Below are 15,088 nucleotides of genomic sequence, written 5' to 3' on the forward strand. Positions count from 1 at the left end.
CGACGAGGCGTGCGGCGGCCCGGCCGCGCGGCCGGTGGGGGAGGTTTCGCCTAGGGTGGGTTCTCGCTGTCGAACGCGGGAGGGGGGATGCCGGTGGAGCAGGCCGACGTCCATCCGGAGGCCGCCGCGGCCGGCGCGCCGCACCTCGGCAGCTTCGCCGCCGAGCATCTGTCGCCGTCGTACCCGCAGCGCGCCCCGTGGGGCACGGCGCAGCGGCTGCGCGCGTGGCAGGCCGAGGCGCTGGACCAGTACTTCGGCATGGACGGTCCCGACGGCGAGGGCGCCGGCCCCCGCGACTTCCTCGCCGCGGCGACCCCCGGGGCCGGCAAGACCACGTTCGCCCTGCGTCTGGCGACCGAGCTGCTTCGTCGCCGGGTGGTCGAGCGCATCGTCGTGGTCGCCCCCACCGAGCACCTCAAGACGCAGTGGGCCGATGCCGCCGCACGCGTGTCGATCCGGCTGGATCCCGCCTTCAGCAACCGGCACTCCGCCCCTGCGCGCCACTTCCACGGCGTCGCCGTGACCTACGCCCAGGTCGCGGTGAAGGCGTCGGTGCATCAGCGCCTCGTGCTCGACAAGCGCACGCTCGTCATCCTCGACGAGGTGCACCACGGCGGCGACGCACTCAGCTGGGGCGACGCCCTGCGCGAGGCGTACGGCCGGGCGACGCGGCGGCTGCTGCTGTCGGGCACGCCGTTCCGCAGCGACACCGCCCCCATCCCGTTCGTGGAGTACCACCCCGACGACAAGGGGATCCGCCTCTCGCGCACCGACTACAGCTACGGCTACGGGCGCGCGCTCGAGGACGGCGTTGTCCGGCCGGTGATCTTCCTGGTGTACGCCGGTCAGATGCGGTGGCGCACGAAGGCCGGCGACGAGATGGAGGCCCAGCTCGGGCAGGACAACACCAAGGACATCACGTCGCAGGCGTGGCGGACGGCGCTGGATCCGGAGGGGGAGTGGATCCCCGCGGTGCTGCGCTCGGCGGACCGCCGCCTGAGCGAGGTGCGCGAGCAGATCCCGGATGCCGGGGGGCTCGTGATCGCGACGGATCAGACCGCCGCGCGGGCGTACGCCGCGATCCTGCGCGAGATCACCGGCGAGCAGCCGACGGTGGTGCTGTCGGACGAGGCCGAGGCGTCCTCGCGCATCGAGGAGTTCTCGGCGGGCACCAGCCGCTGGATGGTGGCGGTGCGCATGGTGTCCGAGGGCGTGGATGTGCCCCGACTGGCCGTCGGCGTGTACGCGACGTCGGCGTCGACGCCGCTGTTCTTCGCCCAGGCCATCGGGCGTTTCGTCCGCGCCCGCCGCCGCGGCGAGACGGCGAGCGTGTTCCTGCCGCACGTGCCGCAGCTGCTGGCCCTTGCCGGCGAGATGGAGCGGCAGCGCGATCACGCGCTGGACCGCGAGAGCGACGGCGACGACGACGGGCTGGACGACGACCTGCTCGACGCCGCCGAGCGCGAGGAGTCGGCATCCGACGCCCTCACCGAGGAGTTCAGCTACCAGGCGCTCGGCTCGCTCGCGCACTTCGACCGCGTGCTGTACGACGGACGCGAGTTCGGGCAGCTCGCCGTGCCGGGCACCCCCGAAGAGGAGGAGTTCCTGGGACTGCCGGGTCTGCTCGAACCCGAGCACGTCCACGAGCTGCTCATGCAGCGGCAGGCCCGGCAGGGACGCCACCGGCACGCCCGCGAGGCGCGCGAGGCCGCGGGCGAGGCGCCGTCGGCGCCCGCGCCCCCGGCCGCCCTGCATCGCACGCTGAAGGAGCAGCGGCAGCTGCTGAACAGCCTCGTCGGGCTGTACGCGCGACAGTCGGGCGAGCCGCACGGGGCGATCCACGCCGAGCTGCGGCGCGTGTGCGGCGGCCCCGCGGTCTCGCACGCGACGGTCGCACAGCTGCAGTCGCGCATCGACACGCTGCGTTCGCGGGTACGGGCCTGAGGCGGGTCGTTCGGGGATCCGAAATGCTGGCAATCCGCGGATCCGACGGGTTGCGGGCGCGGGCGGAAAGTAGCGTGAAGGCGTCCCCTTCCCCGTCCGCTTCGATTCGGAGTCCCTGTGAGCGCGCCCGCCGTCCCCGTCGCCCGTGACCGCCGTCGGTGGGCGCAGCACCTCGTGAACGAGCGCGCCGAGGCGCGCGTGTACCGCGAACTCGCCGCCCGCCGCGAGGGCGAGGAGCGGGCGATCCTCACCGCCCTGGCCGACGCCGAGGGACGCCACGAGGCGCACTGGCTGGAACTGCTCGGCGGGGAGCCGGACCGGCTGCCCAGACCGGACATGCGCACGCGGCTGCTCGGCTGGATGGCCCGCCGCTTCGGCTCGATCTTCGTCCTCGCCCTCGCGCAGAACGCCGAGGGACGCTCCCCGTACGCCGACGACCCGCACGCCACGGCCGCCATGGCCGCCGACGAGCGCATCCACCAGGAGGTCGTGCGGGGCCTCGCCGCGCGCGGGCGCCGCCGCCTGTCCGGAACCTTCCGCGCCGCGGTGTTCGGCGCCAACGACGGCCTGGTCTCCAACCTCGCCCTCGTCCTCGGCATCGGCGCCACCGGCGTCGCCCCCCAGTTCGTGCTCTTCTCGGGCATCGCGGGACTGCTCGCCGGCGCGCTCTCGATGGGGGCCGGGGAGTTCGTCTCGGTCCGCTCCCAGCGGGAGCTCCTCGCGGCGACCCAGCCGAACAACGACGCCGACCACGTCCTGCCGGACCTGGACCTCGACGCCAACGAGCTCGCGCTGGTCTACCGCACGCGGGGGATGAGCGAGGCCGACGCGCACGAGCGCGCGGGCCTCGTCCTCGCCGAGGCCCGCGCCGCAGAGGGGCCCGGACCGTACCGCCGGCACGACGAGTCCGGTGACGACCACGACGTCGTGGGCGGGGCGATGGGCGCCGCCACCTCGAGCTTCCTGTTCTTCGCGTCGGGGGCGATCATCCCGGTGCTGCCGTGGCTGTTCGGGCTCTCGGGGTTCGCCGCCGTCGTCCTCGCGCTCGTCCTCGTCGGCGTCGCGCTGCTGGCCACCGGCGCCATGGTGGGCCTGCTCTCGGGCGCCGCGCCGCTGCGACGCGCGCTTCGGCAGCTGGCGATCGGGTTCGGCGCGGCCGCGATCACCTACGCCCTCGGACTCGCCTTCGGTGTCAGCGTCGCCTGAGACCGGCATCCGGAAACGAAAAAGGCCCCGGTGACCGGGGCCTTTTCCATTCTGTGCGCGAGGGGGGACTTGAACCCCCACGCCCTATACGGGCACTAGCACCTCAAGCTAGCGCGTCTACCTATTCCGCCACCCGCGCAGGTGGTTTTCGGTTTCGCAACCGAGGATCGACACTACCACGTCCCCGCCCCCCGACCGAATCGCCCCGCCCCCTCCACCACATCACGTGATCTGCACGAACGCACCCGGTATTCGCGGTACGCAGCGGGTGATCTCGTGCGCATCACGTGATCCGTGCGGGGGTGGGGGTCAGGGTGGCGGTGCGCGGTCGGGGTGCCCTGCCGGTGCGGTGCGGGGCAGGGAAGGGGGAGAGGGCGCAGGGGGAGGGCGGGTAGGTTGGTCGGCATGCCCTCGCCCGAATCGACGCTGCCCGAGGTCGTGCGCATCGCCCGCGACCTCATCCGGTTCGACACCACCAACCACGGCGGCGGTCGCGCCGCCGGCGAGCGCGAAGCCGCCGAATACGTGGGGGAGTACCTGCGCGGGCTCGGCCTTCGCCCCGAGTACTACGAGCCGATCCCGCGGCGCACGAACGTCTGCGCCCGCATTCCCGGCCGCAACCCGGACAAGCCCGCGCTCGTCCTGCACGGCCACCTCGACGTCGTCCCCGCCGTCGCCGAGGACTGGTCGGTCGACCCGTTCGCCGGCGAGATCAGAGACGGGATGCTGTGGGGCCGGGGCGCCGTGGACATGAAGGACATGGACGCCATGATCCTCACCTCGGTCGCCGACCTGCTGCGGGCCGGCGAGCAGCCCGAGCGCGACGTCATCGTGACCTTCTTCGCCGACGAGGAGAACGGCGGCATCGAGGGCTCGGCGCTCGTCGTGCGCGATCGCCCGGAGTGGTTCGCCGGGGCGACCGAGGCGATCAGCGAAGTCGGCGGATACTCCATCGACGCCGGCGGCCGGCGCGCCTACCTGCTGCAGGTGGGCGAGAAGGCGCTGGTGTGGATCCGCCTCGTCGCCCGCGGCCGCGCCGCCCACGGCTCGAGCGTGCACGCCGACAACGCCGTCACCGCCCTGGCCGAGGCCGTCGCCGCGCTCGGGCGGACGGAGTGGCCCGTCACGCTCACCGACACCACGCGGCAGATGGTCGACGGCCTCGCGGCGCTCACCGGCGGCGACCCCGCCGATCCGGATGCCGTCGCCCGCGCCGCCGGGCCGGCCGCGGGCTTCCTGCGCTCGACGCTGCGCACCACGACCAACCCCACCGGCCTCACCGCGGGGTACAAGCACAACGTGATCCCCGATCGCGCCGAGGCGCTCATCGACGTGCGCGTCCTTCCGGGGACCGAGGAGTCCGCCCTCGCCGACATCCGCCGCATCGTCGGGCCGGGCGTCGAGGTCGAGATCGTCCACGCCGACATCGGCCTCGAGGTCCCCTTCGCCGGCGACCTGGTCGACGCGATGGTGGCGGCCCTCGGCCGCCACGACCCCGGCGTCCCGGTCGTGCCGTACCTCATGGGCGGCGGGACCGACAACAAGGCCCTCGCCGCGCTCGGCATCGCCGGCTACGGCTTCGCGCCGCTGCGGCTGCCCGCGGGCCTGGACTTCACGGGCATGTTCCACGGCGTCGACGAGCGCGTGCCGCTGGACGCCCTCGTCTTCGGACAGTCGGTGCTCACCGACCTGCTCCGCACGTACTGACAGCGGATGCCGGGCCCCCGGCATCCCTCACGAAAGGCACTGCATGCTGATCGAGGCGATCATCCTCGGCCTGGTGCAGGGACTCACCGAGTTCCTGCCGATCTCGTCGAGCGCGCATCTGCGGATCCTCGGCGAGTTCCTGCCGAGCGCGCAGGACCCCGGCGCCGCCTTCACCGCCATCACCCAGATCGGCACCGAGGCCGCCGTCGTGGTGTTCTTCTGGCGCGACATCGTCCGCATCATCGGCAGCTGGTTCCGGTCGCTCACCGGCCGCGTGCCGCGGAACGACCCCGATGCGCGCATGGGGTGGCTGATCATCGTCGGCAGCATCCCGATCGTCGTGTTCGGCCTGCTGTTCCAGGACCAGATCGAGACGACGCTGCGCTCCCTGTGGCTCGTGGCGGGGATGCTGATCTTCTTCGGCGTGCTGCTGGGGATCGCCGACATGGTCGGAGCCAAGAAACGCCGGCTCAACGACCTCACGGTCGGGCACGGCGTGGTCTACGGGTTCGCGCAGTCGCTCGCCCTCATCCCGGGCGTCTCACGATCCGGGGGCACGATCACGGCGGGCCTGTTCATGGGCTACGAGCGCGCCGCCGCCGCCCGTTACGCGTTCCTGCTGGCGATCCCGGCCGTCTTCGGCTCGGGGTTCTACCAGCTCGTGAAGAGCTGGAACGAGCCGGCGCTGTTCACGCTCGGCGAGACCGCGGCGGCCACCCTCGTCGCCTTCGTGGTGGCGCTGGCCGTCATCGCGTTCTTCATGCGGTGGATCTCGAAGCACAGCTTCCTGCCGTTCGTGATCTACCGCGTCGCGCTCGGGTCGCTGCTGCTCGTGCTGCTGAGCATGGGCGTGCTGCAGGCGTACTGAGCGCGCGGCGTCGCCGGTTCAGCGGCGCGGGTCGTCGCGGCCGGGCTTGTGGGGCCCTTCTCCGCCGCGCCGGAGGTAGCGCTCGAACTCCTGGGCGATGGCGTCGCCGGACGCCTCGGGGGAGTCCCACGTGTCGCGCGTGCGCTCGAGCTGGCGGATGTACTCCGTCATCTCTTCGTCGTCCGCGGCTGCTGCGTCGATGGACGCCTCCCACGCGGCGGCGTCGACGGCGAGCGACCCGCGGGGGACGTCGGCGCCGGTGAGGTCCTCGAGGCGGTCCAGCAGCGCGAGGGTCGCCTTGGGCGACGGGGTGTGGCCCGCGACGTAGTGCGGCACGCTCGCCCACAGACTCGCTGTCGGGATGCCGGCGGCGTCGGCGGCGTGTCCCAGCACGCTCAGGATGCCGACGGGGCCCTCGTACGTGCTCTTCTCGAGCCCGTGGCTCACCCGCAGCTGCTCGTTGTCGCTGCCGGCGAAGACCGAGATGGGCCGGGTGTGCGGGACGTCCGACATCATCGAGCCCATCGAGACGAAGCCGGTGATGTCCTCCCGCAGGGCGACGTCGATGAACTCCGCCGCGAACGCCTGCCACGCGCGGGCGGGCTCCACGCCCGTCAGCAGCCACAGCTGCGTCCCCCCGGCGTCCTCGGTCGGCCGCAGCAGGGTGGCCGAGGGCCAGGTCAGCACCCGTTTGCCCTCGGGGTCGGTGGAGATGCTCGGGCGCGTGTACTGGTAGTCGAAGTACAGCTCGGGGTCGACCGAGAACACCGGTTCGTAGGAGCCCTCGTCGCGCAGCTGCCCGATGGCGGAGGACGCGGCCTCGCCGGCGTCGTTCCATCCGTCGAACGCGGCGACCAGCACCCTGCGACCCAGTCCGTTCACGCGACCTCCTCCGCCCCCGGCGGGGGTTCACACCAGGATAGGCGTCGCGACCGTCCGGCGGGTCCGGCGCGCAGTCCGCCGCCGCCGCGCCCCCGTAGCATGGGCGGGTGACCCCGCCTGGAACCCTCGCCGCCGTCCTATGGGACATGGACGGCACCCTCGTCGACACCGAGCCGTACTGGATGGCCGCCGAGACGCCGCTCGTCGAGAGCTTCGGCGGTACGTGGTCTCACGAGCAGGGCCTGGCGATGGTGGGCCTCGGGCTCGAGGACTCCGCGCGCATCCTGCAGGAGGCCGGCGTGCGGATGGGCACGCACGAGATCGTCGACCACCTCACCGACGAGGTCATGCGGCGGCTGCGCGCCGACGGCGTCCCCTTCCGCCCGGGCGCCCGCGAGCTGCTCGCGGCGCTGCGCGAGGCGGGCGTCAAGACCGCCCTGGTGACGATGTCGATGCGGCGGATGGCGCAGTCCGTCGTCGACCTGATCGACTTCGACGCGTTCGACGTCGTCGTCGCCGGCGACGACGTCACCCGCCCCAAGCCCTACCCCGACCCCTACCTGAAGGCGTGCGAGACGCTCGGGGTGACCCCCGACCAGGTGGTCGCCATCGAGGACTCCCCGAACGGCCTCCGCTCCGCCGTCGCCTCGGGCGCCACGGCGGTGGGCGTGCCGCTCATGGTCTCGCTCGAGGGCGCCGGCGCCCACGTGCTGTGGCCCACTCTCGCCGGACGCACCCCCGCCGACCTCGCCGCGGTGCACGCCGCGCACCTCGAGCACATCGCCGCCCGTGCCGAGAAGGAGCACACCCGATGACCGCGCAGCCCCGAGGACCGTTCCGCGTCGGCGACCGCGTCCAGCTGACAGGCCCCAAGAACCGCCTGCACACCGTCACCCTGCGCGAGGACGGCGAGCTGCACACCCACCACGGCGTGCTCCGCCACAGCGCCCTCATCGGCCAGCCGGACGGCTCGGTCGTCGCCAACAGCGCCGGCCACGAGTACCTCGCCCTCCGGCCGCTGCTGCGCGACTTCGTCATGTCGATGCCGCGGGGCGCGGCGATCGTCTACCCGAAGGATGCCGCGCAGATCCTCGCGCAGGCGGACGTCTTCCCGGGGGCGACGGTCGTCGAGGCCGGCGTCGGCTCGGGCGCGCTGTCGCTCTGGCTGCTGCGCGCCGTCGGCGCCGACGGCCGGCTGGTGTCGTTCGAGCGCCGCGAGGAGTTCGCCGAGGTCGCGCGGGCGAACGTCGAGACGTTCACGGGCGGAGTGCCCGGCAACTGGGAGGTCGTCGTCGGCGACCTCGTGGAGTCGCTCCCGCAGGCGGTGGCACCGGCATCCGTCGATCGTGTCGTGCTGGACATGCTCGCCCCGTGGGAGTGCATCGACGTCGTGGCCGACGCCCTCGCGCCCGGTGGCGTGGTCGTCTGCTACGTCGCCACGGCGACGCAGCTGAGCCGGGTGGCGGAGTACATCCGCGGCACCGGGCTGTTCACCGAGCCCGACGCCAACGAGACGATGGTGCGCGGCTGGCACGTCGAGGGCCTGGCCGTGCGGCCGGACCACCGCATGGTCGCCCACACCGGCTTCCTGGTGTGGGCCAGGCGCCTCGCGCCGGGAGCCGTGCCGCCGGAGGTCAAGCGCCGGGCGTCGAAATCCAGCTACGGCGACGAGGACGTCGAGCTGTGGACCCCGGGGGCGGTCGGAGACCGCCAGATCACCGACAAGAACCTGCGCAAGCGCGTCCGCGAGGCGCAGCGCGCCGCCGACGGCGCCCGGCTGGCCGCCGCAGGCGAGGCCGGGGACGGATCCGCCGAGGCGTCGCTCTAGACTGTCACGGTGCGCAAGATCCTCGCTGCCTCCTCGGTCGTCGCCCTCGCCGCGGTCGGCCTGACCGGCTGCTCGCTGCCCGGGACCGCGGGGGACTGCCCGCGGCCGGCCGCCTCGGCCCCCGCCACCGACCTGATCACGGTCTCGGGACCCGTCGACAACGTGCCCGATGTGTCGGTCTACGCGCCGTTCCACACCCAGGCGACGGCCTTCCGCGACGTCGAGACGGGCACCGGCACCCCCATCCGCTCCGACGAGCAGCTGGCCGTCCTCGACGTCACGCTCGTCAGCGGTGAGACCGGCGACCTGATCGTCAGCACCCCGTACGACGGCAACTACTCCAGCCCCATCCCGCTCACGCAGTGGACGGCATCCTTCCCCGGCTTCGAGGACGCGCTGGAGTGCGCCGCCGAGGGTACGCGGGTCGCCGTCGCGCTGGCTCCCGGCGACATCGAGGAGCGCACGGCCCAGGGGCTCGGCATCGGCGAGGACGACTCGGCGGTCGCGGTCATCGACGTCCGCAAGGTGTACCTGCCCCACGCCGAGGGCGGGCTGCGCTTCAACGCCGGAAACGGCGTGCCGTCGGTCGTGCGCGCCCCCGACGGGCGGCCGGGCATCATCGTCCCCGACGGCGATGCGCCCGAGGACCTCGTCGTCCAGACCCTTATCGAGGGCGACGGCGAGGAGGTCACCGGCGACGTCCCCGTCCGCGTGCACTACACCGGCGTGACGTGGGCCGATCGCGAGGTGTTCGACAGCACGTGGGACTCCGCCCCCGCCTCGCTCACGCTCGACGGCGTGGTCCCCGGGTTCGCGCAGGCCCTGGAAGGGCAGCGCGTCGGATCCCAGGTGATGGTGGTCATCCCGCCCGAGCTGGGGTACGGCGACGCCGAGCAGGGCGCGATCCCCGCGGGATCGACGCTGGTGTTCGTGATCGACATCCTGGGTCTGGACGAACCCGCCGCCTGAGCCACCCGGGCTCCCCGCCCCCGCCGACCTAGGATGAGGGGGTGCCCGCGAACGTCCCTGCGAAGATCCCGCCCGAAGAGCGGCTGGTGAACCTCGTGGTCGCCCTCATGGCGACCGACCAGGGGATCACGAAGGACACCATCCTGGCCTCGGTCTCGGGCTATCGCGAGCAGGGCGAGTCCGGTGCATCGCGGGACGCGCTCGAGAAGATGTTCGAGCGCGACAAGGAGAACCTGCGACGGATGGGGGTGCCCATCCAGACGATCGGGGACTGGGCCGATCCGGACGACCTGCGCGAGGCGCGCTACCGCGTGCCCACCGCCGAGTACGAGCTGCCCGAGGACATCGACTTCACCCCCGCCGAGCTCGCGCTGCTGAACCTCGCCGGCGAGGTGTGGAGCGAGGGATCGATGTCCGGCGACGCCCGGACGGGGCTGCGCAAGATCCGCGCGCTCGGCGGGATCGCCGTCGACGCGCCCATCATCGGCTTCTCGCCCCGCCTGAGCGCCCGGGAGGCGGCGTTCGGCCCCCTCCACCGCGCCATCGAGCAGTGCCGCGTGGTCTCGTTCCCGTACTTCCGCCCCGGCGAGGCGGAGCCCCGCCGTCGCCGGGTGCAGCCGCTCGCGCTCGTCGAGTACGAGGCCCGCTGGCACGTCTTCGGCCACGACCTCGGGGTGGCGGCCGATCGCACCTTCCTGCTGTCCCGCATCGTCGGTCCCGTCGACCTCGAGCGCGACACGTTCGATGCGGCGCTCCGCGACGGCGCGGGGGAGCGGGCGCTGGCCGGACTCGAAGAGGTCGCCGCCCGCCAGTCGGCCCTGCTCGAGGTGGATCCCGGGACCGAGGCGGCGCTGCGGCTCGCGCGCCGCGCCCGGCCCGCCGAGCAGGGGGTGCACGTGCCGTACGTCGACCTGCACGTCTTCGCCGACGAGCTCGCCTCGTACGGCCCCGAGGTCCGGGTCGTCGAGCCGCCCGATCTGCGCGACGCCGTCATCGCGCGCCTGACCGCCGCGCTGAGCGTGCACGGAGGGGGACGATGAGCGCCGCCCGCGCCCCGCTGGCCACCGATCGCGCGGCCCTTCTGCTGCAGCTCGTGCCCTATCTCGTCGGCAAGGGCGAGGTGTCGCTGGCCGAGGCGGCCGCGGAGTTCGACGTCACGCCCGAGCAGATGCGGTCCATGGTCGAGAGCCTGACGGTGATCGGCCTCCCCGGCGACGGCGGCTACTGGCAGATGGCCAACGACCTCTTCGACATCGACTGGGACCTGCTGGACCAGCAGGACGCCATCGTCATCACGAACGCGGTCGGGCTGGAGCGGACGCCGCGCCTGAGCGCGCGCGAGGCCGCCGCGCTCCTGGCCGGGCTGCAGCTGGCCCGGGCGATCCCAGGGGTCGGCGACACCGAGGTGTTCGCGGGGCTGCTGGCCAAGCTCGCGCGCGGAGCGGCCAGCGCGCCGCCCGAGGTCATCGTCGCCCCGGGGCCCGTCGACGCCGTCCGCGACGCCGTCGCGGACGCCCTCCGCCGCGGTGTCGCGGTCTCGTTCACGTACCGTGCGCCCGATGCCGCTCCCACGACGCGGACGGTGGACCCCGTCAAGGTCCACATCGCCGACGGCCAGTGGTACCTGCAGGGGTGGTGCCACCTGCGGCAGGCGATGCGCACCTTCCACCTGGACCGGGTCAGCGACCTCGCCCTCACCGACGTCGCCAGCACCCACGGCGAGGAGCCGGTGCCGGACTGGTTCCAGCCGGGTGAGGGTGACGTCGTGGCCCGCTTGCGGTTCCCCAGCGCGCTCGCGCCGCTGGTGGGCGACTACCTCGAGCGGGCGACGATCGAGTCCGCTGCCGACGGGACGACCGTGGCGACCCTGCGCATCGCCGACGAGGCGAGTCTGCGGCGGCTCGCCGCGCGACGCGGCGGTGACGTCGAGATCCTCGAACCCGCGGGAGCCCGCCGCGCGGCCGCGGACTGGGCGGCCGCGGGCCTCGCGCTGTACGCCTGACGTTCACGGGCGGTTCGGGCGATCCCGCGGCATCCGCGCCGGGCGTGATTAGACTGGCACCACCCTGTTGGCAAGAAGACGGAGCGCACCATGTTCGGCAACCTCAACGGCTGGCACCTGCTGATCCTGCTCGCCGTGATCCTCCTGCTCTTCGGTGCGGCCAAGCTTCCGGCCCTCGCCAAGAGCGTCGGGCAGTCCGCCCGCGTCTTCAAGGGCGAGATGAAGGCCATGAAGGACGAGGATGCCGCATCCGCCGGCTCCACGTCCGCCGACGGCCGCACCGCCGCGACACCCGACGCCACGCCCTCGGTCACGCCGCCGCCGCCCGGCGACGGTTCCGCGGACAACCGCGCCTGAGGCCGGTGGTCACCGCCGGGCCGCCGCGGACCGAGGAGCCCGACGTCCCGCGGCGCGACAAGCGGATGTCGCTCGGGGCGCACCTGATCGAGCTGCGCCGCCGGCTCATGTTCGCCGCCCTCGCCCTCGTCGTGGGGATGGTGGTCGCGTTCATCATCACCGACCCGATCATCCACTGGATCACCGGGCCCATCCGTGAGATCACCGAGCGTCGCGGCGACGAGTTCTCGGCGCTGAACTTCACCAACGTCACCAGCGCGTTCGACATGCGCATGCGGATCGCCTTCTCGATCGGCATCTTCCTGTCTGCGCCGGTGTGGCTCTGGCAGATCTGGGCGTTCATCATGCCCGGCCTCACCCGCAAAGAGATCCGCTACACGATCAGCTTCGTCGCCGCCGCGGTGCCGCTGTTCTTCGCCGGCTGCTGGGTGGGGGTCCTCATCGTCCCGCACGTGATCGAGCTGATGTGGGGGTTCACCCCCGAGGGCGGCGTGAACTTCTACAACGCCGCCGAGTACTACGACTTCGTGTTCAAGCTGATGGTCGTCATCGGCGTCGCCTTCGTCCTGCCGGTGTTCCTGGTCGCCCTCAACGTCGCCGGCATCATGTCCGGCCGGGCGATCCTCAAAGGCTGGCGGGTGGCGATCCTCATCGCCACCACCTTCGCCGCCCTGGCCACCCCCGCGGCCGACGTCGTGAGCATGCTGATGCTCGCCGGCATCCTGACCGTGCTCTTCTTCGCCGCCGGCGGCCTGTCGCTGCTCTTCGACCGCCGCCGCGCGAAGCGTGCGGCGACGCTGCTGCCCCCCGAGGCGGGCGCATGAGCGGACCGGGCCCCGCCGATCGCTACGCGCGGGCCCGGCAGGCCGGCGAGGACGCGCGCAGCCATCCGCTGACCGCCGCCTTCGCCGCGGCCCAGCGGTTCGAGCTCGACCCGTTCCAGCTGGCCGGATGCCGGGCGCTCGAGGCCGGTCGCAGCGTGCTGGTGGCCGCGCCCACGGGGGCGGGCAAGACGATCGTCGGCGAGTTCGCGATCCACCTCGCCATGCAGGAGCCCGGCGCCGCCGGCGACAAGGCGTTCTACACCACGCCGATGAAGGCGCTGTCGAACCAGAAGTTCCGCGAGCTCCAGGACGTCTACGGCGCCGATCAGGTGGGGCTGCTCACCGGCGACACCAACATCAACGGCTCCGCGCGCATCGTGGTGATGACCACCGAGGTCCTGCGCAACATGCTCTACGCCGACTCCCCGGCGCTGCGCGGGCTGCGCTACGTGATCATGGACGAGGTCCACTACCTCGCCGACCGGTTCCGCGGCGCGGTGTGGGAGGAGGTCATCATCCACCTGCCGCCGTCGGTGCGGCTGGTGTCGCTGTCGGCGACGGTGTCCAACGCCGAGGAGTTCGGCGACTGGCTGGACGCCGTCCGCGGCGACACCGAGGTCATCGTTTCGGAGACCCGCCCGGTGCCGCTGGAGCAGCACGTCCTGGTGCGCGGCGACCTGCTGCCCCTCTTCGACGACCGCGCGGGCATCGCCACCGCCCAGGTCAACCAGGAGCTCATGCGCCTGCGCTCCTTCAAGGGCCCGGCCTTCGAAGGCAACCGCAGCGCGCAGGCGTCCCGCAGCGCCGCCCACCGCGACGGCCACTCCTCCCGGCGCCCGCAGCGCGGGGGTAGGCGCCCGGTGCGCCCCTCCAACGTCCGGCGCATCGAGCGGCTCGACCGCCCCGACGTCGTCGAGCTCCTGGGCAGATCGAACCTGCTGCCCGCGATCTTCTTCATCTTCAGCCGTGCCGGCTGCGACGCCGCCGTCCAGCAGGTGCGGCGCTCGGGCCTGCGGCTGACCTCGCACGAGGAGCGCCTCGAGATCCGTGCCATCGTCGAGGAGCGCACCCGCACGCTGCCCGACGAGGATCTCGCCGTCCTCGGCTACTACGAGTGGCTCGACAACCTCGAACGGGGCGTCGCCTCCCATCACGCCGGCCTGCTGCCGGCGTTCAAAGAGGTCGTCGAGGAGCTGTTCCAGCGGAAGCTGGTTCGCGTCGTCTTCGCCACCGAGACCCTCGCGCTCGGGATCAACATGCCCGCGCGCACCGTCGTCCTCGAGAAGCTCGAGAAGTTCAACGGCGAGGCGCGCGTGGCGATCACGTCGGGGGAGTACACCCAGCTGACCGGCCGCGCCGGCCGGCGCGGGATCGACGTCGAGGGCCATGCCGTGGTGCAGTGGACCGAGGGGCTGGACCCGCAGGCGGTCGCCGCCCTCGCCTCGCGCCGCACCTACCCGCTGAACTCCAGCTTCCGCCCGACCTACAACATGGCCGTGAACCTCATCGACCAGTTCGGCCGGCCGCGGGCGCGCGAGGTGCTGGAATCCTCCTTCGCGCAGTTCCAGGCCGATCGCGCCGTGGTGGGCCTTGCCCGGCAGGTGCGCGAGAAGGAGGAGTCCCTCGCCGGCTACGCCGCGGCGATGACGTGCGATCGCGGCGACTTCGAGGAGTACGCCGGCATCCGCCGCGCGCTCAGCGACGCCGAGAAGCTCAACCGCAAGGATGCCGGCGCCTCGCGGGCGACCCGGGACGCGCGCCTGCGCGAGATCGCGGGGCTGCGCAAGCGTATGCAGCGGCATCCGTGCCATCAGTGCCCCGACCACGAGCTGCACGCGCGCTGGGCGGAGCGGCACGAGAAGCTGCGCCGCGAGATCGAGCGCACGCGGCGCCAGATCGACACGCGCACCGGAACCGTGGCACGCGTGTTCGACCGCGTCGTGGACGTCCTGACGGCGCTGGACTACGTCCGCACCGACGAGCACGGGGCGGTGACCCTGACCGAGGCCGGTCGCACGATGCGCCGCATCTACGGCGAGCGCGACCTGCTCGTGGCCGAGAGCCTGCGCCTGGGACTGTGGCGGGACCTGGATGCCGCGTCGCTGGCCGCCCTCGCGTGCGCGCTGGTCTACGAGCCCCGTCGTGACGAGGCCGGCCCGGGCGAGCACCGCCTGCCGCGCGGACCCCTGCGGCCGGCCCTCGCCGCCACCGAGGACCTGTGGCAGCGGCTGGACGACCTCGAGCGCGACCACCGGCTGCCCGGGTCCGAGCCCATCGCGACGGGGCTCGTGCAGGCCATGCACGGCTGGGCGCGGGGTGCGGCGCTTGACCGCGTGCTCGCCGACGCCGACATGGCCGCCGGTGACTTCGTCCGGTGGACGAAGCAGACCATCGACCTGCTCGACCAGCTGTCCCTCGTGGCGCCCGCCGAGCTCGCGCAGACCGCGCGGCGCGCCCTCGACCAGGTGCGGCGGGGCATCGTCGCGTACAGCTCGCTGTGA

General features: G+C 73.0%; 13 protein-coding genes and 1 tRNA gene. 12 read left to right on the forward strand and 2 right to left on the reverse strand.

Annotation, left to right across the window (positions count from 1 at the left end):
- Window positions 1–87: 87 nt before the first annotated feature.
- Both ACYVF4_RS00285 and ACYVF4_RS00290 read left to right on the forward strand, forming a co-directional pair.
- Entirely contained in the window at window positions 88–1,944 is a 1,857-nt protein-coding gene (locus ACYVF4_RS00285; RefSeq protein WP_460718618.1) for a DEAD/DEAH box helicase, read from the forward strand.
- Between the two features lie 117 nt (window positions 1,945–2,061).
- Complete coding sequence (locus tag ACYVF4_RS00290; RefSeq protein ID WP_460718620.1) at window positions 2,062–3,150, forward strand: VIT1/CCC1 transporter family protein; 1,089 nt, start codon at window positions 2,062–2,064, stop codon at window positions 3,148–3,150.
- Between the two features lie 54 nt (window positions 3,151–3,204).
- Here ACYVF4_RS00290 and ACYVF4_RS00295 read toward each other — a convergent pair.
- A tRNA-Leu gene (locus ACYVF4_RS00295) sits at window positions 3,205–3,289 on the reverse strand.
- 266 nt (window positions 3,290–3,555) lie between these two features.
- Here ACYVF4_RS00295 and ACYVF4_RS00300 point away from each other — a divergent pair.
- Together ACYVF4_RS00300 and ACYVF4_RS00305 are read left to right on the forward strand one after the other, a co-directional pair.
- Window positions 3,556–4,857, forward strand: a complete 1,302-nt coding sequence (locus tag ACYVF4_RS00300) for a M20/M25/M40 family metallo-hydrolase (protein WP_460718622.1) — start codon at window positions 3,556–3,558, stop codon at window positions 4,855–4,857.
- A 43-nt stretch (window positions 4,858–4,900) separates the two neighbouring features.
- Window positions 4,901–5,725: an undecaprenyl-diphosphate phosphatase gene (locus tag ACYVF4_RS00305; protein ID WP_460718624.1), complete on the forward strand. Its 825-nt coding sequence runs from the start codon at window positions 4,901–4,903 to the stop codon at window positions 5,723–5,725.
- 18 nt (window positions 5,726–5,743) lie between these two features.
- Here the strand turns inward: ACYVF4_RS00305 and ACYVF4_RS00310 are convergent, their stop codons facing one another.
- On the reverse strand, window positions 5,744–6,607 hold the full coding sequence (locus ACYVF4_RS00310; RefSeq protein WP_460718626.1) for a PAC2 family protein: 864 nt from the start codon (window positions 6,605–6,607) through the stop codon (window positions 5,744–5,746).
- A gap of 146 nt (window positions 6,608–6,753) precedes the next feature.
- Here ACYVF4_RS00310 and ACYVF4_RS00315 point away from each other — a divergent pair, with 146 nt between their 5' ends.
- From ACYVF4_RS00315 to ACYVF4_RS00350, 8 genes are all read left to right on the forward strand, one after another.
- Complete coding sequence (locus tag ACYVF4_RS00315) at window positions 6,754–7,422, forward strand: HAD family hydrolase (RefSeq protein ID WP_460720695.1); 669 nt, start codon at window positions 6,754–6,756, stop codon at window positions 7,420–7,422.
- A complete protein-coding gene (locus ACYVF4_RS00320) occupies window positions 7,419–8,435 on the forward strand; it encodes a tRNA (adenine-N1)-methyltransferase (protein WP_460718628.1) in 1,017 nt (338 codons plus the stop codon). The genes ACYVF4_RS00315 and ACYVF4_RS00320 overlap by 4 nt, the downstream gene beginning before the upstream one ends.
- Before the next feature lie 9 nt (window positions 8,436–8,444).
- A complete protein-coding gene (locus ACYVF4_RS00325; RefSeq protein ID WP_460718630.1) occupies window positions 8,445–9,404 on the forward strand; it encodes an FKBP-type peptidyl-prolyl cis-trans isomerase in 960 nt (319 codons plus the stop codon).
- A gap of 41 nt (window positions 9,405–9,445) precedes the next feature.
- The gene (locus tag ACYVF4_RS00330; protein ID WP_460718632.1) at window positions 9,446–10,444 is read left to right on the forward strand and encodes a helix-turn-helix transcriptional regulator; all 999 of its coding nucleotides are present in this window, start codon (window positions 9,446–9,448) and stop codon (window positions 10,442–10,444) included.
- Window positions 10,441–11,406 carry a helix-turn-helix transcriptional regulator gene (locus ACYVF4_RS00335; protein WP_460718634.1) on the forward strand — a complete coding sequence of 322 codons (966 nt, stop codon included), beginning with the start codon at window positions 10,441–10,443 and terminating at the stop codon, window positions 11,404–11,406. The genes ACYVF4_RS00330 and ACYVF4_RS00335 overlap by 4 nt, the downstream gene beginning before the upstream one ends.
- 90 nt (window positions 11,407–11,496) lie before the next feature.
- Window positions 11,497–11,763 (forward strand): Sec-independent protein translocase subunit TatA, encoded by a 267-nt coding sequence (tatA, locus tag ACYVF4_RS00340; protein WP_460718636.1) that lies wholly within the window; start codon window positions 11,497–11,499, stop codon window positions 11,761–11,763.
- Between the two features lie 65 nt (window positions 11,764–11,828).
- Window positions 11,829–12,587, forward strand: a complete 759-nt coding sequence (gene tatC, locus ACYVF4_RS00345) for a twin-arginine translocase subunit TatC (RefSeq protein ID WP_460720697.1) — start codon at window positions 11,829–11,831, stop codon at window positions 12,585–12,587.
- Window positions 12,584–15,088, forward strand: coding sequence for a DEAD/DEAH box helicase (locus ACYVF4_RS00350; protein WP_460718638.1), 2,505 nt, complete (start codon window positions 12,584–12,586; stop codon window positions 15,086–15,088). The genes tatC and ACYVF4_RS00350 overlap by 4 nt, the downstream gene beginning before the upstream one ends.

This window comes from Microbacterium aureliae (genome assembly GCF_054780155.1).

What these genes read in the sequence shown, in the direction of transcription:
- ACYVF4_RS00285 (WP_460718618.1), top strand. Translation starts at nt 88, where the DNA reads ATGCCGGTGGAGCAGGCCGACGTCCATCCGGAGGCCGCCGCGGCCGGC.
- ACYVF4_RS00300 (WP_460718622.1), top strand. Translation starts at nt 3,556, where the DNA reads ATGCCCTCGCCCGAATCGACGCTGCCCGAGGTCGTGCGCATCGCCCGC.
- ACYVF4_RS00305 (WP_460718624.1), top strand. Translation starts at nt 4,901, where the DNA reads ATGCTGATCGAGGCGATCATCCTCGGCCTGGTGCAGGGACTCACCGAG.
- ACYVF4_RS00315 (WP_460720695.1), top strand. Translation starts at nt 6,754, where the DNA reads ATGGACGGCACCCTCGTCGACACCGAGCCGTACTGGATGGCCGCCGAG.
- ACYVF4_RS00320 (WP_460718628.1), top strand. Translation starts at nt 7,419, where the DNA reads ATGACCGCGCAGCCCCGAGGACCGTTCCGCGTCGGCGACCGCGTCCAG.
- ACYVF4_RS00335 (WP_460718634.1), top strand. Translation starts at nt 10,441, where the DNA reads ATGAGCGCCGCCCGCGCCCCGCTGGCCACCGATCGCGCGGCCCTTCTG.
- tatA (WP_460718636.1), top strand. Translation starts at nt 11,497, where the DNA reads ATGTTCGGCAACCTCAACGGCTGGCACCTGCTGATCCTGCTCGCCGTG.
- tatC (WP_460720697.1), top strand. Translation starts at nt 11,829, where the DNA reads ATGTCGCTCGGGGCGCACCTGATCGAGCTGCGCCGCCGGCTCATGTTC.
- ACYVF4_RS00350 (WP_460718638.1), top strand. Translation starts at nt 12,584, where the DNA reads ATGAGCGGACCGGGCCCCGCCGATCGCTACGCGCGGGCCCGGCAGGCC.